The sequence below is a fragment of the Tistrella mobilis KA081020-065 genome, assembly GCF_000264455.2.
GTDB classification, from domain to species: domain Bacteria; phylum Pseudomonadota; class Alphaproteobacteria; order Tistrellales; family Tistrellaceae; genus Tistrella; species Tistrella mobilis.
Genome location: NC_017958.1, coordinates 471,033 through 493,060 on the forward strand (window position 1 = coordinate 471,033; position 22,028 = coordinate 493,060).

Below are 22,028 nucleotides of genomic sequence, written 5' to 3' on the forward strand. Positions count from 1 at the left end.
GGGGTGCGGGCGATCAGGTGCATCAGTCTACACCGGATGCCCGCGCATGTGCGAGGACGGCGGAAGGACGGCTCAGCCGCCCGGCCGGAGCTTCGCCGCCTCGGCCTCGGCCGGCAGATAGTCGGCGCCGTTGCGATAGACCGCGTCGACCATCCGCCCCTTGCCGTCGACCACCGCCGTGCGGCCGACGAAGGCGCCCAGCGTCGACTGATGATCGGCTGCGCGATAGGTGATGGGTCCGAAGGGCGTGTCCACCGCCACCCCCTTCGCCGCCTCGACCAGGGCCGCGGTATCGGTGGAGCCAGCCTTGGCGATGATCGCCGCGATCGACTTGACCGTCACATAGCCCACGATCGACCCCAGCCGCGGATGATCGTTCCAGCGCGCCTGATAGGCCTCCAGGAACGTCTTGTGCTCGGGCGTGTCGATCGCATACCAGGGGTAGCCGGTCACGATCCAGCCCTCCGGCGCCTCGGCGCCCAGCGGGTCCAGATATTCAGGCTCGCCGGTCAGGAAGCTGACCACCGACCGGCTCTTGAACAGGCCGCGGGTCGTCCCCTCCCGGACCAGCTTCACCAGATCCGGGCCGAAGGTGACGTTCAGGATCGCCTCGGGCTCCGCTGCCGCGATCGCCTGCACCACCGGGCCGGCATCGATCTTGCCCTGCGGCGGCCACTGCTCCGCCACCCATTCGATATCGGGACGCTTTTCCGACAGCAGCTTGCGGAACTCGGCCACGGCCGACTGGCCGTATTCGTAGTTGGGCGCGATGGTCGCCCAGCGCTTCGCCGGCAGCTTCGCCGCCTCTTCGGCCAGCATCGCCGCCTGCATATGATTGCTGGGCCGCAGGCGGAAGGTGACGTCATTGCCCTTCGACCAGACCAGCGCATCGGTCAGCGGCTCGGCGGCCAGGAAGAACACCTCGCGCCGCGCGGCATAGTCGGCGACCGCGAGACCGACATGGGAGAAGAAGGTGCCGGCGACCAGCGCCACCTCTTCGCGGGTCACCAGCTCGTTCACCGCATTCAGCGCATCGGCCGGCTTGCCGGCATCATCGCGCGAGACGAATTCCAGCGGCCGCCCCAGCACGCCGCCCGCCGCATTCACCTCGTCCAGCGCCAGCTGCCAACCCTTGCGATAGGGCTCGGTGAAGGCCGGCAGCGCCGAATAGCTGTTGACCTCGCCCACCCGGATCGACTCGGCAGCCCGCAGGGGCGCCCCCGCCGCCGCCATCCCGGCAACGATACCAAGCGCCGCCAGCACGGCGCGGGAAAGCTGGATCCTGGTCATGAGCAAACTCTCTCCGCAACGGGCCCGCAGATCTGGCCGCGGGCGCCGGAATGTCCTGTCCCGCACAGGTAATGCTTATCCGGAGCAAAAGTCCACCGCTTCGATCAGATCCGCCGGCCAGGGAGGCATGCGGGCATGCCGCATGCCGGTCGCCCTCCTAGCCGAAGCGGACCTGTGTCAGGTCCTGCGAAACCTCCCACAATCGCGCCGCGGTCTTGTGATCCTCCGCCTGCGGCGGGAGCAGGGCCGGGGCCGGGAAGCCGCGGAGTTCGCTCATCCTGTCAGGGCCGTAATAGCCGCCACCCGTCGCCTCGGGTGAGGTCGCCGCGTAAAGCGTGGGCAGGGCACCCCGTTCTGCGGGCTGAAACAGGAACCACAGATACCTCCTCGCCATGCCGGACAGGCTCTGCCGGCCGGGGCCGTCGCGCAGCAGCCCGGTGCGGGAGACGCCCGGATGAGCGGCCATGCTCGTGATGCCCCAGCCGGCAGCCTCACTGCGTCTCTGCAGTTCAAGCGCGAACATCAGGCAGGCGAGCTTCGACTGACTGTAGGCCGGCATCGGTCTGTAGCCGCGCGCCGCGTTCAGATCGTCGAAATCGATCGTGCCGGTGCGGGCGGCGATGCTCGACAGGCTGACCACCCGGGGATGACTGCCATTCCTGAGCAATGGCAGGAGATGCGCCGTCAGCGCGAAATGACCGAGATAATTGACGCCCCATTGCAGCTCGAAGCCATCCGCCGTCTGCTGTCGTCTGGGCGGGACCATCACACCGGCATTGTTGATGAGCAGATCGAGCCTTCCCCACGTCGCGCCCAGCCGCACGCCGAAATCGGCAACCGAGTCGAGGCTGGCGAGATCGAGACGTTCGAAGGCGATCCTGGCGCCGGGCGTGGCCGCCCGGATCCGTCCGACGGCGTCTGCCCCCTTTGCCGCATTGCGCCCGGCCAGGATCACCTGCACCCCGGCGCGGGCAAGCGCGCGAGCCGTTTCGTAGCCGAGGCCGCCGGTGCCGGTGATGACGGCCGTGCGTCCGTTCTGGAAAAGGATGTCGTCCATGGTCCATCTGGTCATCTGTCGGATCCTTCGATCTCGCGGCCCGCATCGCGGCCATGAATTGACCACTACGCAGGCAGCGCATCGCGCCGGGCGACACGATAGACCGCGGCCGGCGGAAGGTTGCGCAGCGTGCCGCCCAGGCGTCGCGCCTCAAGACCGAGCCGATCGAGGATCGGCCGCTCGACCGGGCATCGCGGGACATAGGTGAACTGGTAGAACGCCCCTGACGGACCCAGGCTGGCGAACGCACCCGCAAGAATGGCGAACACCATCCGGGTGGACATCGACAGCAGACCGAGGCCACTGACGACGGCGCCGGCTTCCGCACCGGGAAACAGTCTCAACCCTGAGAGACGCACGGCACTGGCATGGACGATGTTCGCCCGTGGGAACCGTCTCTTCAGAAGTGTGACGAACGCCGCGTCGAATTCGACCAGCGTCAGATCCCGCTCGTCGATCCCGCGATCGATCAGGGCTTGGGTGAAGACGCCGGTCCCGGGGCCGAGTTCCAGGATCGGGGCGTGAGAGGCCCCGATTTCGCTGGTGATCAGCCGTGCCAGTGCGGCGCCCGAAGGTGCCAGCGCCGCGACCCGCAACGGGTTCGCCATCCAGGCGCGAAAAAAACGGGCTTGGTCGGAGAGCATGGATGCATTCCGTTTCATGAACGAGGGTCCCGGGACCATCGGATCTGATGCGATCGTGTCAGGCTTGGGTCGTGCGCAGGATCGTCCGTGTGCGCCCGTCCCCCACGGTCTCGGTGGTGGCGAGCGGCAGGGAGCGCAGGCGCAGGCCGGTCGCTGCGCGAACCGCATTTGCAATCGCTGCCGCGACGGGGACGATGCCGGGTTCCCCCGCGCCGCCCGGGGGCAGGTCGCTCCCGACGATCTCGACCGTCACGGCGGGGGCGTTGTGCAGGCGCTGCATGGGAAAGTCGTGGAAGTTCGACTGCATCACCGCACCGTTTTCCAGCGTGATCATGCTGTTCAATGCGGAGGTGACGCCGAAGATAATGCCGCCCTCCATCTGGGCCATCACCGCATCGGGATTGATCACCAGCCCCGCATCGATCGCACAGAACACCCGATCCACGGTGATCTCGCCATCCCCGGCAACCGTGACCTCGGCCACCTGAGCCACCACGCTTTGATAGCAGTCCTCGATGGCGATGCCGCGCCCGCGCCCCGGCGCCATGGAACTGCCCCAGCCGGCCATCCCGGCCACGCGCTCCAGGACGCGCAGATGGCGGGGATTGTCGCGCAGAAGTACCCGGCGATAGTCCACAGGATCGATCCGCGCGGTCAGCGCGCAGTCGTCGATGAAGCTTTCCGTGAAGAAGGTGTTGAAGGAAAACCCGTTCGATCGCCACAGACCGATCGGCACATGGCTGGGAACGTTCTGGCTGCGCACCCGCCGGTTCGGGATGGCATAACAGGGTTTTTCCAGCCCTTCGATCGCCAGGCGATCGCCGTCGGGACCGGGCGTGAACGGCAGGTTCCGGCCGGCGACCGAATGTATGACCGACTGCGTCGCGACCAGCGCATCCCAGGCGACGGGCAGGCCGTCCGCGCCCAGCACCGCGCGCAGCCGTGCAGCCGCATGGCTGCGGAACAGGCCGCGACCGATATCCTCTTCACGCGGCCAGACCAGTTTGACCGGCCTTCCGCGATGGCGTGCCGCAAGATACGCGGCCTGCGCGACCACATCCTGGTCGCTGCGGCGCCCGAATCCGCCGCCGTTCATCGTGATGTTGCAGGTGATGTCGGCGACGCTGACGCCGGCGCGGCCGGCGCCGCTGCGTATCCCGGTCCGCACGCTCATGGGCGATTGCGACGGCACCCAGGCTTCGGCCGACCCGTCCGGCCGGATGATCACCGTCGCGTTCATCGGCTCCATGCAGGCATGGGCCACGAAAGGCGCGTCACAGGTGGCCTCGACCAGGGTTGCCGGGTTGGCCGCGATGACCGCATCCACATCTCCCATCTCGACGTTTTCATAGGGCGTCTCGCTGCGCAGCCCGGCCCTGAGTGCTGCGGACAGCGTGCTGTCGGACACGTGATCCGCGTCGGTCGGCGTCCACGCGATCTCCAGGCGTCGGGCAGCGCTCTCGGCCTGCCACCACTGATCACCAACCACCGCGACACTCTTGCCGTCGATGACCACGACATCTACGATTCCGGGTTCGCGACGCACCTCGGCGGCATTGATGACGCGTGCGACACCTGCCCCAAACACGGGAGCCTGGCGGATCGTGGCGTGCAGCATCTCGGGGCGTACGACATCGATGCCGAAGACGGGCTCGCCTCTGACCTTGGCCGGCACGTCGACCCGGGGCTGGTACCTGCCCATCACCCGCCATTCGGCCGCCGGCTTCAGCGGCGGATCGTCGGGCGGCGGCATGAAGGCGGCGTCACGCGCAAGGTCGCCATAGGACAGGCTGCGACCGGACGCGTCGTGCCGGACCTTGCCGTCGCCGGTCGAAAGCTGGGCAACGGGCACGCCGAGCCGGGCCGCGCCGGCCGCGAGCAGCATGTGGCGCGCCGACGCGCCCGCAACCCGCATGGGATGCCACAGCGCCATGGTCGACGCCGACGCGCCGGTGGCGATGAAGCCCGCCAGGCCGAGCACGCGCCGCCCGACCCAGACCACCGGCCCGCTCGCCTCTTCCGGGCGCACGCGCAGAATATTGAACCAGTTGGAATAGGCCGGCAGCGGCTCGACCGGGAACTCCACCCGGATGCGATCGTCGAAGGGAATGTCCAGCTCTTCCGCCACGACCATGGCGAGCCCGGTATGGATGCCCTGCCCCATCTCGGTCTTCGGAACCCGGATGACCACGCGACCGTCGCCATGGATGGTCAGGAAGGCGTTGAGTGCGGCACCGTCGTCGTCGACGGAGCTTGCGCGCCCGTCCACATCGATGGTCGCAAGATAGCCGGCACCACCGACGGCGGCGACCAGCGCCGTGCCGCCGAGCGCGGCGCCGGTCCACAGGAAAGTGCGTCGGGACAGAAGACGGGGCATGGGAACACCTTACGTCCGGGTCATCATGGAGGCGGCACGGTGGATCGCGCGGCGGATGCGCGGATAGGTGCCACAGCGACAGATGTTGGTGATCGCCTCGTCGATCTCGGCATCGGTGGGCGCGGGGGTCCGGGCCAGAAGTTCCGTTGCGGCGATGATGAAGCCCGGCTGGCAGTACCCGCATTGGGGAACCTGCTCGTCGATCCATGCCTGCTGGACGACCGACAGCCTGCCGTCCGGATCCGCGAGCCCTTCGATCGTGACCACCGAAGCGCCGCCGAGGCTGCCGATCGGATGCATGCAGGACCGTATCGCCTCGCCATCGACGAGCACCCGGCAGGCGCCGCACTGCCCCACGCCGCAGCCATATTTGGGGCCGAGCACCCCCAGATCCTCGCGCAGCACCCAGAGCAGCGGCTTGTGATCCGGTGCCGCGACCTCGACCCGGCGGCCGTTCACCGTCAGCGCGACCATCCGACGCCTCCACGACCGGTTCCCGCCACGGCCGGGCTGACCCTGATCTGCGGCGCACATCCGACATCTCTGCCCGTCATCATCGACCTCCAGCCTGTTGCATCTCTGGAAGATGAAAACGAAGGCCAGGCCCTTCATGCCGGAACGCGCAAAAAACTTGCCCGATTCTCCAAGGTGCTGGTGCGGTGCGGAATTCGTGCCTAGGCTTTTTCCGTATCGACACCGGCGGGAGCAGCACGATGCGGCAGGAATTGAGGGAAGTTGTGGCGCGCTATGTTGCAAGCCATGGCGGCCCGGACGCGGTCTCGCGGACAGCGGTTCAGGACGTCATCCTCATGTGCAGCACGAAAGAGCGCATGCCCTTCCGCAAGGCTTACAAGCCGTCGCTCTGCGTGGTCGTTCAGGGCGCCAAGCGCATCGAGCTTGAAGATCGGAGCTTCGACTATTCGGCCGGCAGCGCACTGATCATCAGTATCGGCCTGCCGGGCTTCGGCAGCGTGACGCAGGCGACGAAGGCGGAGCCCTTCCTCGGCATGACCATCGAATTCGACATCGCCCTGCTGCGCGAGGTTCTCGATCAGATGCCCTCGCCTCCGCGGCCGGCGGAAGAACGGCTCGGCGTCTTTGTCGAGGAGCTGTCGGACCCGGTTCAGGATTGCCTTATCCGGCTCGTACAGCTGTTCGAAACCCCCGATGCGGTTCCCGTTCTCTACCCCGCAACCGTCAGGGAATTGTATTACCGGCTTCTGTCGGGCCCGAATGGCGGCGAGATCTGCAAGATCGCGCGTGCCGGCAGCCACACCCAGCGCATCGCGGAAGCGATCCATCTGATGCGCGGGAATGTCGGGCAGCCACTCAGCATCGAGGAGCTGGCACATGCCGCCGGCATGGGTGTGTCGTCCTTCCATCAGCACTTCAAGACGCTGACCTCGATGACACCGCTGCAATATCACAAGCAGCTGCGGCTTCTGGAAGCGCGGCGCCTGATGGTGGCGGAAGCCGCCAGCGTGACCAGCGCCGCCTTCCGCGTCGGCTATGAAAGCCCCTCGCAATTCAGCCGGGAATACACGCGGCTGTTCGGGACTGCGCCCAAGAAGGATGCCATGTTCCTGAAGAGTCTGCCCGTGCAGCTTTGACCGTCTGCACCGCCGCGATCTGGTCACTGCCCTCCGGTCGCAGGGCATGATATGAACAGCCGGTGAATCACCGTCCGGAGGGGCCGCGCGTCCTCGATCCATGCCGCAATCCATCGTCGATCTGCTGATGTCCGCCGGTCTCGCCGGGGTTGCCTTTCTGGCCTTCGCCGAGAAATACGTGCCGATCATCCCCTCCTATGTGATGCTCGCCGCTTTCGGTGCGCTGGGCGATCAGATGGAAGGCGGCATCGTCGCGACCGTCGTGGCGGCCACGATCGGGTCGGTGATCGGCGCGGTCGGCTGGTACTGGGTCGGCCGGGTGCTGTCGGAACGCGCCGAGCGCTTCGTCGCCCGCCGCGGCCGCTATATCCTGCTCACCCCTAAGCTCTATACCCGGATGCGCGACGCCTATGGCCGCCGCCCCTTCCTGGTGACGCTGATCGCCCAGACCATTCCCACGGTCCGGATTTTCATCGGCCTGCCGGCCGGCGTGATGCGCATGCCCTTCCGGCCCTATCTCGCCGCCACCATCGTCGGCACCGCGCTCTGGAACACGCCGCTGGTGGTGCTGGGCGACGTGCTCGCCGAAAGCCGGATGGACACCACCCAGGTGATGATGTGGTTCGCGGCCGCCGTGCTCGCGGTGGAAGTCACCGCCTTCCTGGTCTGGCGGCTGATGCGGCGGCCCGGCTGATCCGCCTCCGGGCCGCAGCCTCTTCCGCTCCCCCATCGGCCGCGTGTATCTTCCGCTCTTCCACTTCCCGCCGCGGGCGAGACCGCCCCGGCGCAGACCGGAACGGGCATGCGCATCCTCCACACCGCCGACTGGCATCTGGGTCAGGAGCTGCACGGTTTCGACCGCGGCGCCGAGCACGACCGTTTCCTCGTCTGGCTGCTCGACACGCTGGACGAAGACGCGATCGATGCGCTGGTGGTGGCGGGCGATGTCTACGACACGGTCAACCCGCCGGTCGCCGCCCAGCAGCGGCTCTACCGCTTCCTGAACACCGCCCTGGCCCGCCGGCCCGGGCTCGACATCGTGATCGTCGGCGGCAATCACGACGGGCCCAGCCGGCTGGAACTGCCGGCGCCACTGCTCGACCGGTCGCGGATCTCGATTTTCGGCGCCCTGCCCCGCAGCGACGGCCGGCCCGATCCCGCCCGCACGCTGGTGCCGCTCACCGATGAAGCCGGACAGGTGGCCGCCGTGGTCGCCGCCATCGCCTATCCCCGCCCGGGGGATCTGCCGGTCGACGGCGGCGGTGCCGCGGCGCTGGCCGCGATCTATGCCGAGGCTCTCGCCGCCGCCCGCGAGCGCTTCCCCGGCCTGCCGGTGATCGCGACCGGCCATCTCCACGTCACCGGCGGCGACGTTTCGGCCGAAAGCGAACGGCCGGTGATGATCGGCGGCGAGGAGGCGCTGTCGCCCGACCTCTTCCCCGAGGGCTATGCCTATGTCGCCCTCGGCCATCTGCACCGCGCCCAGGGGCTGAAAGCCGCCATGCCGCTGCGCTATGCCGGCGCCCCCTTCCCGATGTCGATGGCGGAACGCAGCTACCGCCATTCGGTGGTGCTGGTCGAAACCGACGGGTGCGGCCCCGCAACCCACCGGCTGATCCCGGTGCCGCGCCCGGTCGCCTTTCTGCGCGTGCCCGAAACCGGGGCGCTCGACCCCGAGGCGGCGCTCGCCGCGGTCGCAGCCCTCGACATCGCCCCACCCGAAAGCCCCGATCTCCGCCCCTATCTGGAGGTCGTGGTCGCGATCGACGCCCCCGTCCCCGATCTCCGCCGCCGGGTCGCCGAGGCGCTGGGCGATACGCCGGTGCGCCTTGCCCGGGTGCGTTCGCTCAGCCGCGGCAGCGGCGGCAGCCTCGCCGACGGCGCCAGCCTGCCGCCCGCCCTCGACGAGATCGATCCGGCCGACGTCTTCGCCCGGCTGCACCGCCAGCGTTTCGATACCGACCCGCCCGACGCACTGGCCCGCGCCTTCGCCGAACTGCTCGCCGACGCCCATGCCGGCCCCGACACCGATGCCGGGGAGACCGCCTGATGCGCCTGCTCCGGATCCGCGGCCGCAACCTCGCCAGCCTTCAGGACGATTTCATCATCGATTTCGAGGCCCCACCGCTCGCCCATGCCGGCATCCTCGCGATCACCGGCCCGACCGGCGCCGGCAAGTCGACCCTGCTCGATGCCGTCTGCCTGGCGCTCTACGATGCCCTGCCGCGCACCGCCGGCGCTGGTGCCCGCGGTGAGACCCGCGACCTCGCCCTCAATGACGGCCGCCGGATCCTCAGCCATGGCGCGGGTGAGGCCGAGGCCGAAATCGATTTCATCGGCCGCGACGGCCGCCGCTACCGGGCGGGCTGGAGCGTGCGTCGCGCCCGGGGCAGGGCCACCGGTACGCTGCAGGCGGCAAAGCGGGTGCTGATCGATCTGGAGGCCGGCCAGGTGGTCGCCGACGGCAAGCGCGATGTCGGTATCGAAATCGCGGCCCGGATCGGGCTCGATTTCGACCAGTTCCGCCGGTCGGTCCTGCTCGCCCAGGGCGATTTCGACGCCTTTCTGCGCGCCGATGCCCGCGACCGCGCCGATCTGCTGGAGAAGATCACCGGCACCGGCATCTATGGCCGGCTGTCGCGTGCAGCCTTCGAGCGCAACAAGGCCGCCCAGGCCGAGATCGAGCGCATCCGTCTTCAGCTTGGGGAGCACCAGCCGCTCGACGACGCAGCCCGGGCCGAGGCCCAGGCCGCCGCGGAGGCGGCGCGTCATGCCCTCGCCGCCGCCCGTGCCCGGCAGGAGGCCGCCGCCGAAACCCTGCGCCGCATCGATCGCCGCCTGTCGCTGGAGGCGGCCCGGACCGCCGCGGCAGAAGCCCTGGAAGCCGCCCGCCTTGCCAATGACGCCGCCTCCCCCGACCGCGACCGGCTGGCCCGCAACCGCCAGGCCCTGGCCGCTCGGGCCGAACTGGCGGCGGCGGATGCCGCCACCGCCGGGCTGGCCCGGACCCGCGAGCGGCTTGGCGCGGCCACCGGCGCCCTTGCCCGGGCCGAGGCCGATCACGAAGCCGCACGCACTGCCCGGACCGAGGCCGAAGCCGCCGTCGGCCGCTGCCGGGACGAAGACGCCGCCCGCGCCCCGCATCTGGCCGAGGCGCGACGGCTGGACGAACAGCTTGGTGCCGCCGCCCGGGCCCTCGCCCAGGCCCGCCGCGACGCCGAAGCGGCCGCCGACATCGCCACCGGCCATCAGGCCGCCTCCGACCGGCTGGCCGCCGTCATCGCTGCCGCCGAGGCCCGTGAGACCGCCGCCCTGGCCCGACTGGCAGCGCTGGCGGCAGCCGCCCCGCCGGTCGCCGATCCGGAGGCCGCGGCCGAAACCATCCTGGAGCGTGCGCCCCTCGGTGACGAACTGCGTCGGCTGACCGTCGGGCTCGACGATCTTCAGGCGCGCGACCGCGCCGATGCCGCAGAGGCCGACCGCCTCGCCGCCGCCCGCGACGATGCCGCCCGCCGCATGACCGGCCTTGCCGAGGCGATCACCGCCGCCGAGGCCGAGGCCGACCAGGCGGAGGCACGGGCACTGCGCCGCCGCCGCGACCGGCTGGTCGAGATCGGCCATCACCTCGACGACCTCTCCGAGGTGATGGTTGCAGCGCTTGAGGCCACGCGCGCCCGCGACGCCCATGCCGCCACGGCCGAAGACGCGATGCAGGCTGCTGCAGCCGCAACTGCCGAGGCCGAACGCCACCGCGCCGCCCTGCCGGTGGTCGAAGCGAAGCTCGAAGAGGCCGGCCGCGCCGCCGACCTGTCATCGGCCGCGGCCGAGGAACATGCCGGCCGGCTGCGTGCTCTGCTGATCCCGGGTGCGCCCTGCCCGGTCTGCGGTTCGACCGATCATCCGACCCGTGCGATCGACGACCTGCTCGCCCGACGGCTCGACACCGACCGCGCCCGGCTGGCCGATCTCAAGGCCGAGCTTGGCGCCCTCACCACCGCCCTCGCCCGGGCGGAAGAACGGGCGCGCGCCGAAACCCGCCGCGCTGCCGACGCAGCCACCGCCCGTGAGGACTCGGCGGAAACCCTCGCCGCTGCGACGGCCGACCACGAGGCACTGCTCACCCGGCTGGCAGATGAAGCGGCCGAGGCCGGGCTCGATGCCCTGCCGCCCCTGCCCGCCGCCGAAGCCGCTCACGAAACGACCGACCATCGGCCGCCGGCTGCCCGCCTCGCCGGCTGGCGCGAGGCCGTCACCGATGCAATCGAGGCGGCCGAGGTTCGGATCACGACGATCGACGCCGCCGCCGCCCGGGCCGCCAGCCTCCGCCGCGACCACACTGCCGCCACCCGCGATCGGGATGCGGCCGCCGAAGCGCTCGCCCGCCTGGCCGCGCGCCGGGCCGAAGCCGGGGCCGCGATCGCCCGCGGCGAGCAGCGCCGCACCGATCTCGCCGCCCGCATCGCCCGGCTGGACGAGCGGCTGGCCACCCTGCTCGATGCCGCCTGTCCCGACTGGCGGAACAGCCTCGCCGCCGACGCCGCGGGCTTCGCCGCCCTGATCCGACGCCGGGCCGCCGAACTGGCCGAAGCGCAGAGCACCGCCGAAGCCGCACGGGCCGAGCGCATTCGCCTCGCCCCTGACCATGCCGCCGCCCGGGTCCGCGCCGAAACCGCCGCCGACGCCGCCAGCCACGCCACGACACTTGCCGAGGAGTGCGCCCGCAGCCATGCGGCCCTTCAGGACGCCCGCACCATGCTGCTCGACGGCCGGTCGGTCGCGGCGGTCGAGGCCGGGGCAGAGGCCGCCCGCAACACCGCGCGCATGGCCCTCGATGCCGCCCTCACCCGCCTCACCGAGGCTGCGACCGCCCGCGCCCGGGCGATGGAAGCCCGCCATCAGGCAGAGGTGGCGGTGACTGCCGCGGCAGAAACATCCACCGCTGCCGATGCCGCGCTCGAGACCGCCCGCGCGGCGCTCGACATGGATCCGGACACCCTGCGCGCGGTGATCACGGCCGGTGCACCGGCGCTTGATGCCGAGGCCCGGCGGCTCGACGCGCTCGCCCGCAGCCTGGCCGAGGCCGAGGCGACGCTCCGCGCCCGGCAGGAGGATCTGGCCCGCCATCTCGCCGATCCGGACACCATCGCCTCGGGGGCCGACACCGCCCTGCGAGAGGTCGCGGAGGCCGCACATGCCGAAGCGGCCACATCCTGCACCGCAGCGGAGGCCGCCTGCCGCAAGGCTGAACAGCGCCTCGCCGAAGACGACAGCCGCCGCCTGGCCGCAGGCCGGCTTGCCGCCGCACTCGCCGATGCCCGGGCCGCGGCGGACGTCTGGGCGCAGCTGAACGAGCTGATCGGCGCCGCCGACGGCACGAAATTCCGCCGCTTCGCCCAGTCGCTCACCCTCGACCGGCTGGTCGCCGGCGCCAACCGCCATCTGGGCGAGCTGCACCCGCGCTATGCGCTGCGTCGCATGGAGGGCGCTGAGATGGCGCTGGAGGTGGTCGACCACGACATGGCCGACGAGGCGCGCGCGGTGCACAACCTCTCGGGCGGCGAACGCTTCCTGGTCAGCCTGGCGCTGGCCCTGGGCCTCGCCGATATTTCCGCCGGCCGCGGGCTCGCCATCGAAAGCCTGTTCATCGACGAAGGCTTCGGCGCGCTCGACCCGGACGCACTCGCCATGGCGATCTCGATGCTCGAACGCCTGCAGGCCACCGGCCGCCGGGTCGCGGTGATCAGCCATGTCGAGGCACTGAAGGACCGCATCCCGGTCCAGATCCGCGTCACCCCCCGGGGCGCCGGGCGCTCTGGGGTAGAGGTGGTCTCGGGCTAGGCACGGCTTCCGCGCATAAAAAAGGGGCCGCCCGCGGGCGACCCCTCTTCAGTCTGCCGGCCAGCCGTCGGTCACCAGCCGCCGGTCAGGCCGCCGCGACCCTGGTCAGCGCGCCGTCCACCGTCGCCAGGATGTGGTCGATATCGTCGGCGGTCGCGATCAGCGCCGGGCTGAAGCACAGCGTGTTGTTGAAGCCGGGCAGAGAACGGTTGGTCATGCCGACCAGCACGCCCTCGGCATCGCAGGCCGCGATCACCGCCTGGACGCGGGCTTCCGCCAGCGGCTCGCGGGTCTCGCGGTCGGCGACCAGCTCGGCACCGGCGAACAGGCCGGCCCCGCGGACATCGCCCACCATGGCGTGCTTGTCCTTCAGCGCCTGCAAGCCCTCCATCAGCCGCGCGCCCATGACCTGGGTGTTCTCCAGCAGGCCCTCGTCCTCGATGATCCGCATGTTCTCCAGCGCCGCCGCGGGCCCCGCAGTGCAGCCGCCGAAGGTGGAGATGTCGCGGAAATAGGACATCGGGTCGGCGGCATCCTCGCGGAACATGTCGAACACCGCCTCGGTGGTCACCAGGCAGGCGATCGCGGCATAGCCCGAAGCCACGCCCTTGGCCATGGTCACCATGTCGGGCTCGATGCCGTAATTCTGATAGCCGAACCACTTGCCGGTCCGGCCGACGCCGCAGACCACCTCGTCGATATGCAGCAGCACGTCGTATTTCCGGCAGATCTCCTGCACCCGCTGCCAATAGCCCTCGGGCGGGGTGATCACGCCGCCGCCGGCGGTGATCGGCTCCAGGCAGATGGCGCCGACGGTGTCGGGGCCCTCGCGCAGGATCACCTCTTCAATCGCATCGGCCGCGCGCTCGCCGTAATTCTCCACATCCCACTGCTTGCGATATTCCAGGCAGTGCGGCACCTCGACGAAGCCGGGGGTGAACGGCCCGTACTGCTCGGCGCGCTGGGGCTGGCCGCAGGCGGACAGCGCCGTGATGGTGGTGCCGTGATAGTCGCGCTCGCGGAACAGGATCTTGTGCTTCTTGCCGCCATAGCGGCGGGCCGCGATCTGGCGCACCATCTTGAACGCCTTCTCGTTCGCCTCGCTGCCCGAATTGCAGTAATAGACCCGGCTCATGCCCGGCATCTTGGAAATCAACCGTTCGGCGAAGCGCGCGCCGGGGATCGAGCCCGCGGAGCCGGCGAAATAGTTGATCTTCATCAGCTGGTCGCGCACCGCATTCGCGATGCTCTCGCGGCCATAGCCGACATTCACCGTCCACACGCCGCCCGACAGCGCATCCAGGAACTGGCGGCCGTTCTGGTCCCAGACCGACATGCCCTTGCCCTCGACGATGATCCGCGGGTCGCGGGCATCGAAGACCCGATGTTGCACGAGATGGTGCCAGACATGGGCGCGATCGGCTTCGACGATATGGGACAGGTCGTTTTCAGACATCGTGACGGCTCCGGTTCGGTCGGGCCTGTGGCAACAGGTCCGTGATCATCCATCGAGCTACGCCGTTTCGCGCGGCCGCGACAGGTCCACGGCCCGTCATTCTATGGAACCACGACCAACGTCCTCTGCCGCTCCCGCCGGCACAATGTCCGGACTGCTGGCTTTCCTGCCCGGCTTTCGTGCAATACTGACCGGGTACGACCTCCCAGGAAGGCCCCCGCATGTCGATATCCGTCCTCGAACGGCAGAGCGACGAATCGATCCAGTCGCAGTTGCGCCGCTCGATCATCGCGGCCATTCACGCCGGGCAGATGACCCCGGGGCAGAAGCTGCTGCCCTCGCGCCGGCTGGCCGAACAGCTCGGCATCGCCCGCAACACGGTCACCGCCGTCTACGAGGAACTGGTCGCCCGCGGCTATCTCGACGCCCTGCCCCGCCAGGGCTATTTCGTCGGCCGCGGCCTGCCGGCGGATGCCGGCCAGATCCGGAAAGAGGCGCAGGCGCCGCTGCGCGGTGGGGCGATCGACTGGCAGGGCCGGCTGAAACAGGCCCCGTCGACGCTCCGCCACATCGTCAAGCCGTCGAACTGGCAGGATTTCGACTATCCCTTCATCTACGGTCAGGTCGATCCCAACCTCTTCCCGATCAACACCTGGCGCACCTGTTCCCGCGATGCGCTGGGCCGGGCCGCCATCGACTGGTGGACCGCCGATCGCGCTGTCGAAGACGACCCGCTGCTGATCGAGCAGATCCGCACCCAGATCCTGCCCCAGCGCGGCATCTTCGTGCGCGAAGACCAGATCCTGGTGACGCTGGGCACCCAGCAGGGCATCTATCTGCTTGCCCGCCTTCTCGCCCGCCACGGCACGCGGGTCGGTATCGAGGTGCCGGGCTATCCCGACGGCCGCAACATCTTCGCGGCCGAACAGGCCGAGATCGTCGACCTGCCGGTCGATGCCGAAGGCGCCGATCTTTCTGCAGCCGGCCCGCTCGACCTCGCCGTTCTCACCCCCGCCCATCAATGCCCGACCATGGTTTCGATGAGCGAGCGCCGCCGCGACCGGGTCTACGCCACCGCCCGCGCCCATGGCACGATCCTGATCGAGGATGATTTCGAAGGCGAACTCTCAGGATCGGGAGAGGCGGGCACGCTCAAATCCCGCGACACCGACGGCCGGGTGGTCTATCTCGGCACCATGTCCAAGGTGCTGGCGCCGGGGGTGCGGATCGGCTTTATGGTCGCCGATGCGGCGCTGATCCGCGAGGCGCTGTGGTTGCGCCGGCTGATGCACCGCTCCACGCCGCTCAACAACCAGCGCACCGCCGGCATCTTCCTGGCAGAGGGCCATTACACCGCCCTGCTCCGCTCGCTGCGCACCGCCCATGAACTCCGCTGGCGCCGGATGGCCGACGGCTGCGACCGCCACCTCCCCGGCTTCCGCCGATCCCCCGCCACTGGCGGTTCCTGCCTCTGGCTCGAATGCCCGCCTGAAATCGACGGCCGCACGCTGGCCGAGCGCGCCGCCGGCCTCGGCGTGCTGATCGAATCCGGCGACCCCTTCATGCCCGAAGCCCAGGCCGGCCGCTTCATCCGCCTCGGCATCTCCTACATCTCGGAACGCCGGATCGATCCGGGGCTGGAAAGGCTGGGGCGGGCGGCGCGGGAGATCGGGCGCATGACCTGATGTGATGCGACGGGTGCCCGCGACCGGCAAAAGGCCTCAGATCACCTTTGCTGGCCGCGCAGTTCGGCAACCGCTTCCGACAGGCGTTGGATGCCTTCAGGGATCAGCGCCTTGTCGATGCAGGAATACCCGATGCGCATCCACGAGCGACCGTCTTCGGGGTTTTCAAAATTCTTGCTCAATTCTTCAAAATACACGGATCGACGCGCCGCCGCTTCCTGCAAGGCCAGAGTGTCCAGCATGTCGGCAAAACTGAGGGAGCAACTGCTCCCGCCAAAGCGCACACGATCGTCCAGTTCCGGCAGCCAGGTGTGCAGCGCCTTGCGCATAATGTCCGAGCGGGCAATGTATTCCTGTCGCAGCCGTGCGATGAACCTGTCGAAATGCCCGCGCTCCAGAAAAAGCCCCACGGAATTCTGGTTGTTGATCGGCGGATGCCGCAGAATATGGTGACGGAAAGAGCGCGCCTCGGTCACGAAATCGCGATCGGCCACCAGGAACCCGATCCGCAGGCCCGGCATCAAAGACTTTGTCAGGCTGCCGACATAGATGACGTTGCCATAGCGATCGAGCGCCTTCAGCGCCGGCACGGCTTTCTCGTCGAAGGTCGTCTCTGCCTCATAGTCATCTTCAATGATGAAGATGCCCTTCTCGCGTGTTTTTTCCAGGAACGCATGGCGGCGCGGTTCCGACATGGTGATCGTCGTCGGATGCTGATGGGTGGTCGTCACGTAAAGACAGCCACACTCCAATGCTTCGGGCGAAAGTATCAGGCCCTCTTCATCCATGGGAAGGTGGCGTACCCGATGCCCGTCCATCCGGGCAATATTCGCGGCCTCGGGATATCCGGGATTTTCCACGCCCAGAACGCCGCGTCTGCTCAGCAAAAGCTTCAGTGCGATGTAAAGCGCGTTCTGGCCGCCCACGGTGATCAGAACCTCGTCCGGATTGGCATAGATCCCGCGCGGCTGAAGAACACGCAAGATCAGCTGCTGAACCAGAAGCGGGTCGTCCACGGTAGAAAAATCCATCGCCCAATTGCGGATCTGGAGGGAGTTCACCGAATCGCGCACGCATTCCCGCCAGGCACCGACAGGGAATATGTTCGGATCCACATGCCCGCAAATGAAAGGGAAACGGAAACGGACAAGCGCATCATGCGGCTTGGTCGTACGCGGCTGGTCATAGGTCGCGCCACGAAAATGCGCCTTGAAATCAAATCGATCGGCATCTTCGCGGGCGGCATCCCGCATAACCGCTGCGTCGCGGATCGCGTGGGCATCCGGTGAAATGTAATAGCCGGACCGGTTCTTGCTGGCGATGAACCCATCCTGCCGCAGCGCGTCATAGGCCAGAGAGACCGTGTTGTTGCTCACATTGAGCCGCTGCGCGAACCCTCTGACCGACGGCAATGCATAATTCGGCGGAAATCGGCCGGAGACCACGGCGATGGCGATCTGGCGGCGAATCTGCATCTGCAGACTCTCCGTCGAATGACGGTCGAGCCGGATGAAGTTTTCGATCATTTGGCTCACCCCAGACTTCCGCAGCTCTGCCTGCAGGGGAGCGGCCGGAAAGATGGGCTGAATTTAACGTCGCCCTGCGGGGATCACCAGTGTTTTGGCCCGGGGCAACGGGCCGCAGACGGCACCGATCGGGCGGGCTGTAGCCATGGATAGATGCCATCTGCACCTATGCAAGCGTTTCCTGCTCCAGTAGCGATTCATGTGACGCATTCTGCAAACGTCCGGGGCCGGGCTTCACGGTCTCCGACGATGGCCTGGATGCACCCGCTTCGCTTCGTTGAAACAAAGAAACCTTGAATAACAGAGGAACAGGAAGCATGACGTCGGACATCTGGAAACTTTCCGCAGTCGACATCGCCACCGCCGTCCGCGCCGGGACGTTCACGGCGGTCGAGGCGACGCAATCGGCACTTCAGCGGCTGGAAGCGGTCAACCCGCTGATCAATGCCATCGTCGACTACAACCCCGAGCGATCGCTGGCACGCGCTGCCGAGATTGACGCCATGATCCTGGCGGGTCGCGATCCCGGACCGCTGGCAGGTGTGCCGGTGACGATCAAAGTCACCAATGACGAGGCCGGCTTCGCCACGACCTTTGGCGTGGTCGCCTACAAAAACAACATCGCGGCTGAAAACGGCCCGGTTGTCGACAATCTCGAACGCGCCGGTGCCGTGTCGATCGGACGTTCGAACATGCCCTCCTTCGGGGTCCGATGGTTCACCACCTCCCGGCTTTATCCCGACAATTACAACCCGTTCGACAAGGGCATCACCCCCGGCGGTTCCTCCGGCGGAGCGGCATCGGCCGTGGCGAGTGGCATTGGTGCCATCGCGCATGGGACGGATATTGGTGGATCGGTGCGCTACCCGGCCTATGCCTGCGGTGTGCATGGGCTGCGGCCGACGCTGGGCAGGGTGCCGAACTACAATCCCAGCCTCCCCGAACGCGGGATTTCGGGCCAGCTCATGTCGGTGTCCGGCCCGCTGGCGCGCACCATCGACGACCTGCGCCTGGCTTTCGAGGCGATGGCACAGCCCGACCCGCGCGACCCCTGGTATGCGCCCGTCCCGCTGAAAGGGCCGGATGTCCCCCGCCGGGTGGCTCTGTCACTGCGACCGGACGGGCTGGATACGCAGGATGCCATCGTCGAAGCCCTGCTTGACGCGGCGGAACGGCTGCGCGACGCAGACTGGCAGGTCGACGAGATCGACACCATCCCGCCCCTGAAAGAGGCCGGCGAGGCCCAGGTCAAACTCTGGCTCTCCGAGGATTTCGACGGCACGCTCGCCGCGGCCGAGGCCGATGGCGATCCGGGCGTGATCGCCATGCTGCGCGGTCAGGAGAAACTGGCCCGCTCCATAGGCTTGCCCGAACTTCACGGCCTGCTGAAGACCCGTGCCACGCTTGCGCGCAAATGGCAGATGTTCTTCCAGGATTATCCGATCCTGCTGATGCCGAATTCGGCCGAATTGCCCTTCCCCTTCAATGAAGACCTGAAGGACGCAGAGGCCTATCTTCGCGTCTGGGATGCCCAGCTTCCCCAGCTCGGCATTCCCTTCCTGGCCCTGCCGGGCCTTTCGGTTGCAACCGGCATGAAAGGCCGGTCGCCGGTCGGCGTCCAGCTCATCGCCGCCCGCTTCCGCGAGGATCTGCTTCTGGATGCCGGAGCCGACATCGCCGCGCGGGGCGGCCCTGCGGTTCCGATTGATCCGCGTTGACGGATCCGTCGCCTGAAACGCCGGTCTGACGGCAGCAGCCACACCAGCTCCCGCGAGGCGCTGGTGTGGCCATGCCACCTGTACCAGGGGCTGACCGGCATCCTCAGACGCCCGGGCCAGGACATACCGGCCGGACAATCCTGGCCCATCCCAACCTCCCCCCCTGGCCCTGTCCCCCTTTGCCCCACCCTCATAGCGTCGGAAAGACCGCTGCTGATGAGGGAAGCCGATGTCCGAACCGATCAAGGTCTTCCGCGCCCGGAAAATCCTGACCATGGCGCGCAACCGCCCCGTCGCCACCCATGTGGCGCTGCGCGAGGGGCGGATCCTGGCGGTCGGTGATGCCGAAGATGCGGCCGGCTGGGGGGCGCCGATCGATGATCGCTTTGCCGACAAGGTGCTGATGCCCGGCCTGGTCGAGGCACATTGCCATGCGATGGAAGGTGCCGTCTGGGCCGATACCTTCCTCGGCTTCTTCCCGCGCCATTCCCCCGAAGGCAGCCTGGAAGGCGGGATCAGATCCATCGAAGACGCGGTCCAGCGCCTGCAGCGGGCCGAAGCAGCACTCACCGATCCCGATCAACCGCTGCTCGCCTGGGGCTTCGATCCGATCTATTACGGCGGCGCGCGGATGACCCGCCATGATCTGGACCGGGTGTCGACCACCCGGCCGGTGCTGGTCATGCATGCCAGCTTCCACATCATGAACGTCAACACGGTGGTGCTGGACAAGGGCGGCCTCTTCCAGGTCACCGGCGTCGAGGGCATCCTGCGCGACGGCCAGGGCGACGTCACCGGCGAGTTGCAGGAAATGGCGGCGATGCAGTATGCCCGCCAGGCCGTGGGTGCGAAATTCGCCCTCACCGAAACCAGCATCGCCTCGCTCCGCCGTTTCGGCCGCTCTGCCACCAATGCCGGCGTCACCACCTGCACCGATCTGTATGCGCCGCTCGACGATGCCGCACTCGATGCCTATGTCGCCGCCACCGCGGCCGAGGATTTCCCGGTGCGCATCGCCCCGGCCATGGCCGCCGCCGCCTGGGCGCCCGAGACTGGCATCGCCCGCATGGCGGTTCTGAAAGAGCGCGCCAACGACAAATTCCGCCCGGGCCTCGTCAAGGTGATGACCGACGGCTCGATCCAGGGCTTCACCGCCCGGCTGAAATGGCCCGGCTATCACAACGGCGCCCCCAACGGCATCTGGAACCAGCCGCCGGCCGTGCTGAAGGCGCAGATGAAGGCCTATAACGCCGCCGGCATCCAGATGCACATCCATGTCAATGGCGACCAGGCCTCGGAATTCGCCATCGACTGCCTGGCCGAAGCGCTGACCGAGGCCCCCTTCCCCGATCATCGCCACGTGCTTCAGCACTGCCAGATGGCCGATGCCGCGCAGTTCCGGCGCATGGCGGCGCTCGGCATCGCCGCCAATCTGTTCGCCAACCACATCTATTACTGGGGCGATCAGCACGCCGCCCTGACCATGGGCCCCGATCGCGCCCGGCGGATGGATGCCTGCGGCACCGCGAAGGCCGAAGGCGTGCGCTTCGCCATGCATTCCGACGCGCCGATCACCCCGCTCGCCCCCCTCTTCACCGCCTGGTGTGCGGTCAACCGACAGACGGCCACCGGCCGCGAACTTGGCCCGGAAGAAAAGATCAGCGTCGCCGACGCGCTCCACGCCATCACGCTGGGCGCCGCCTGGCAGCTGCGTCTCGACCATGTGGTCGGCTCGATCGAGGTCGGGAAATATGCCGATTTCGCGGTGCTGGAGGACGACCCCACCGGGATCGCGCCCCAGGCACTGAAAGATGTCCGGGTCTGGGGCACCATCCTGGGCGGCATGCCGCACCAGAGCGCGATCGGGGCCGCGTGATGGCGTCCCCCGGTGCGCCCGATGCACGGCCCACCATCCCGGTCTCGGTGATCGGCGGCTTTCTCGGCAGCGGCAAGACCACGCTGATGAACCGGCTGCTGGCCGAAAGCCCGGCCCGCACCGCGGTTCTGGTCAATGATTTCGGCGAAATCAACGTCGATGCCGCCGTCCTCAACTCCGGCGACGGCCTCACCTTCGAACTCGCCAATGGCTGCATCTGCTGTTCCATGGCCGACGGGCTCGCTTCCGCCATCGCACGGGCGGTCGCGGCCGGCCCCGCGCGGATCCTGATCGAGACCAGCGGTGTGGGAGAGCCGCGGCGGGTGGCCGAATACGCCCTGCTCGACCCGGCCCTGCATCTGGATCTGGTGGTGACGCTCGCCGATGCCGCCAACCTGCCCGACCAGCTGGAAGATCCGCTGGTCGGCGACACCGTCGCCCGCCAGTTCGACGGCGCCGATCTTATCCTGCTCAACCGCGTTGACATGGCCGGCCCGCAGGCGCGCGATGCCGCCCGGGCGGCGCTGCGCCGCCTGGCCCCCGGCCGGCCGGTGATCGAAACGGTGCGCGCCGAGATCCCGGCCGCGCTGCTGGTGCGCGACGAGATCACCGTCTTCGCGGCCGCCCCGCACGGTCATCATCACGCCGGCCACGACCGCATCTTCCATCCGCTGACGCTGACCGACCCGCGGCCCTTCGACCGTGCCGCCCTGAACCGGGCGCTCGGCCGCCTGCCGCGCAGCCTGCTGCGCCTGAAGGGCTGGGTGCAGTTCACCGATGCGCCCCGCCCCCAGCTGCTGCAATGGGTGCAGGGGCAGTGGGAATTCGGCCCCGAGGCGGCGGACCAGACATCCGCCACCCGGCTGATGGCCATCGCCAGCGCCCCCGGCCTCGATCTCGCCGCCCTGCTGCGCGGCGACGCAGACTGATGGCCGCCCCCTTCTTCATTCT

The 22,028-nt window shown here is 68.5% G+C and carries 15 protein-coding genes; 8 read left to right on the forward strand and 7 right to left on the reverse strand.

Annotated elements, in window-relative coordinates; translation table 11 throughout:
* Window positions 1-72: 72 nt before the first annotated feature.
* From TMO_RS25950 to TMO_RS25970, 5 genes are all read right to left on the reverse strand, one after another.
* Window positions 73-1,290 carry an ABC transporter substrate-binding protein gene (locus TMO_RS25950; RefSeq protein WP_014748032.1) on the reverse strand — a complete coding sequence of 406 codons (1,218 nt, stop codon included), beginning with the start codon at window positions 1,288-1,290 and terminating at the stop codon, window positions 73-75.
* Window positions 1,291-1,447: 157 nt separating this feature from the next.
* Window positions 1,448-2,362, reverse strand: coding sequence for an SDR family oxidoreductase (locus tag TMO_RS25955; RefSeq protein ID WP_014748033.1), 915 nt, complete (start codon window positions 2,360-2,362; stop codon window positions 1,448-1,450).
* Between the two features lie 50 nt (window positions 2,363-2,412).
* Complete coding sequence (locus TMO_RS25960) at window positions 2,413-2,991, reverse strand: class I SAM-dependent methyltransferase (RefSeq protein WP_145978447.1); 579 nt, start codon at window positions 2,989-2,991, stop codon at window positions 2,413-2,415.
* Between the two features lie 58 nt (window positions 2,992-3,049).
* Complete coding sequence (locus TMO_RS25965; protein WP_014748035.1) at window positions 3,050-5,368, reverse strand: xanthine dehydrogenase family protein molybdopterin-binding subunit; 2,319 nt, start codon at window positions 5,366-5,368, stop codon at window positions 3,050-3,052.
* A 9-nt stretch (window positions 5,369-5,377) separates the two neighbouring features.
* Complete coding sequence (locus TMO_RS25970; protein ID WP_014748036.1) at window positions 5,378-5,842, reverse strand: (2Fe-2S)-binding protein; 465 nt, start codon at window positions 5,840-5,842, stop codon at window positions 5,378-5,380.
* Between the two features lie 239 nt (window positions 5,843-6,081).
* Here TMO_RS25970 and TMO_RS25975 point away from each other — a divergent pair, with 239 nt between their 5' ends.
* The 4 genes from TMO_RS25975 (at window position 6,082) to TMO_RS25990 (ending at window position 12,816) form a co-directional block, all read left to right on the forward strand.
* Window positions 6,082-6,978, forward strand: a complete 897-nt coding sequence (locus TMO_RS25975) for an AraC family transcriptional regulator (RefSeq protein WP_014748037.1) — start codon at window positions 6,082-6,084, stop codon at window positions 6,976-6,978.
* A 100-nt stretch (window positions 6,979-7,078) separates the two neighbouring features.
* Window positions 7,079-7,672, forward strand: a complete 594-nt coding sequence (locus TMO_RS25980; RefSeq protein WP_014748038.1) for a DedA family protein — start codon at window positions 7,079-7,081, stop codon at window positions 7,670-7,672.
* Window positions 7,673-7,780: 108 nt separating this feature from the next.
* Window positions 7,781-9,028, forward strand: coding sequence for an exonuclease SbcCD subunit D (locus tag TMO_RS25985; RefSeq protein ID WP_014748039.1), 1,248 nt, complete (start codon window positions 7,781-7,783; stop codon window positions 9,026-9,028).
* Window positions 9,028-12,816, forward strand: coding sequence for an AAA family ATPase (locus TMO_RS25990; protein WP_014748040.1), 3,789 nt, complete (start codon window positions 9,028-9,030; stop codon window positions 12,814-12,816). The genes TMO_RS25985 and TMO_RS25990 overlap by 1 nt, the downstream gene beginning before the upstream one ends.
* A gap of 85 nt (window positions 12,817-12,901) precedes the next feature.
* On the opposite strand, the gene TMO_RS25995 is transcribed toward TMO_RS25990, so the two are convergent.
* On the reverse strand, window positions 12,902-14,272 hold the full coding sequence (locus tag TMO_RS25995; protein WP_014748041.1) for an aspartate aminotransferase family protein: 1,371 nt from the start codon (window positions 14,270-14,272) through the stop codon (window positions 12,902-12,904).
* Between the two features lie 221 nt (window positions 14,273-14,493).
* Between TMO_RS25995 and TMO_RS26000 the strand changes: the two genes are divergently transcribed.
* Entirely contained in the window at window positions 14,494-15,957 is a 1,464-nt protein-coding gene (locus TMO_RS26000; RefSeq protein ID WP_014748042.1) for a PLP-dependent aminotransferase family protein, read from the forward strand.
* 41 nt (window positions 15,958-15,998) lie between these two features.
* Here TMO_RS26000 and TMO_RS26005 read toward each other — a convergent pair whose 3' ends face one another.
* Window positions 15,999-17,483 carry a PLP-dependent aminotransferase family protein gene (locus TMO_RS26005; protein ID WP_014748043.1) on the reverse strand — a complete coding sequence of 495 codons (1,485 nt, stop codon included), beginning with the start codon at window positions 17,481-17,483 and terminating at the stop codon, window positions 15,999-16,001.
* A 317-nt stretch (window positions 17,484-17,800) separates the two neighbouring features.
* On the opposite strand from TMO_RS26005, the gene TMO_RS26010 reads away from it, so the two are divergent.
* From TMO_RS26010 to TMO_RS26020, 3 genes are all read left to right on the forward strand, one after another.
* A complete protein-coding gene (locus TMO_RS26010) occupies window positions 17,801-19,201 on the forward strand; it encodes an amidase family protein (RefSeq protein ID WP_014748044.1) in 1,401 nt (466 codons plus the stop codon).
* A 229-nt stretch (window positions 19,202-19,430) separates the two neighbouring features.
* Window positions 19,431-21,077, forward strand: a complete 1,647-nt coding sequence (locus TMO_RS26015; protein ID WP_014748045.1) for an amidohydrolase — start codon at window positions 19,431-19,433, stop codon at window positions 21,075-21,077.
* The gene (locus tag TMO_RS26020) at window positions 21,077-22,006 is read left to right on the forward strand and encodes a CobW family GTP-binding protein (RefSeq protein ID WP_014748046.1); all 930 of its coding nucleotides are present in this window, start codon (window positions 21,077-21,079) and stop codon (window positions 22,004-22,006) included. Before TMO_RS26015 ends, TMO_RS26020 begins: the two co-directional genes overlap by 1 nt.
* Window positions 22,007-22,028: the final 22 nt, after the last annotated feature.

What these genes read in the sequence shown, in the direction of transcription:
- TMO_RS25950 (WP_014748032.1), bottom strand. Translation starts at nt 1,290, where the DNA reads ATGACCAGGATCCAGCTTTCCCGCGCCGTGCTGGCGGCGCTTGGTATC.
- TMO_RS25955 (WP_014748033.1), bottom strand. Translation starts at nt 2,362, where the DNA reads ATGACCAGATGGACCATGGACGACATCCTTTTCCAGAACGGACGCACG.
- TMO_RS25960 (WP_145978447.1), bottom strand. Translation starts at nt 2,991, where the DNA reads ATGCTCTCCGACCAAGCCCGTTTTTTTCGCGCCTGGATGGCGAACCCG.
- TMO_RS25965 (WP_014748035.1), bottom strand. Translation starts at nt 5,368, where the DNA reads ATGCCCCGTCTTCTGTCCCGACGCACTTTCCTGTGGACCGGCGCCGCG.
- TMO_RS25970 (WP_014748036.1), bottom strand. Translation starts at nt 5,842, where the DNA reads ATGGTCGCGCTGACGGTGAACGGCCGCCGGGTCGAGGTCGCGGCACCG.
- TMO_RS25975 (WP_014748037.1), top strand. Translation starts at nt 6,082, where the DNA reads ATGCGGCAGGAATTGAGGGAAGTTGTGGCGCGCTATGTTGCAAGCCAT.
- TMO_RS25980 (WP_014748038.1), top strand. Translation starts at nt 7,079, where the DNA reads ATGCCGCAATCCATCGTCGATCTGCTGATGTCCGCCGGTCTCGCCGGG.
- TMO_RS25985 (WP_014748039.1), top strand. Translation starts at nt 7,781, where the DNA reads ATGCGCATCCTCCACACCGCCGACTGGCATCTGGGTCAGGAGCTGCAC.
- TMO_RS25990 (WP_014748040.1), top strand. Translation starts at nt 9,028, where the DNA reads ATGCGCCTGCTCCGGATCCGCGGCCGCAACCTCGCCAGCCTTCAGGAC.
- TMO_RS25995 (WP_014748041.1), bottom strand. Translation starts at nt 14,272, where the DNA reads ATGTCTGAAAACGACCTGTCCCATATCGTCGAAGCCGATCGCGCCCAT.
- TMO_RS26000 (WP_014748042.1), top strand. Translation starts at nt 14,494, where the DNA reads ATGTCGATATCCGTCCTCGAACGGCAGAGCGACGAATCGATCCAGTCG.
- TMO_RS26005 (WP_014748043.1), bottom strand. Translation starts at nt 17,483, where the DNA reads ATGATCGAAAACTTCATCCGGCTCGACCGTCATTCGACGGAGAGTCTG.
- TMO_RS26010 (WP_014748044.1), top strand. Translation starts at nt 17,801, where the DNA reads ATGACGTCGGACATCTGGAAACTTTCCGCAGTCGACATCGCCACCGCC.
- TMO_RS26015 (WP_014748045.1), top strand. Translation starts at nt 19,431, where the DNA reads ATGTCCGAACCGATCAAGGTCTTCCGCGCCCGGAAAATCCTGACCATG.
- TMO_RS26020 (WP_014748046.1), top strand. Translation starts at nt 21,077, where the DNA reads ATGGCGTCCCCCGGTGCGCCCGATGCACGGCCCACCATCCCGGTCTCG.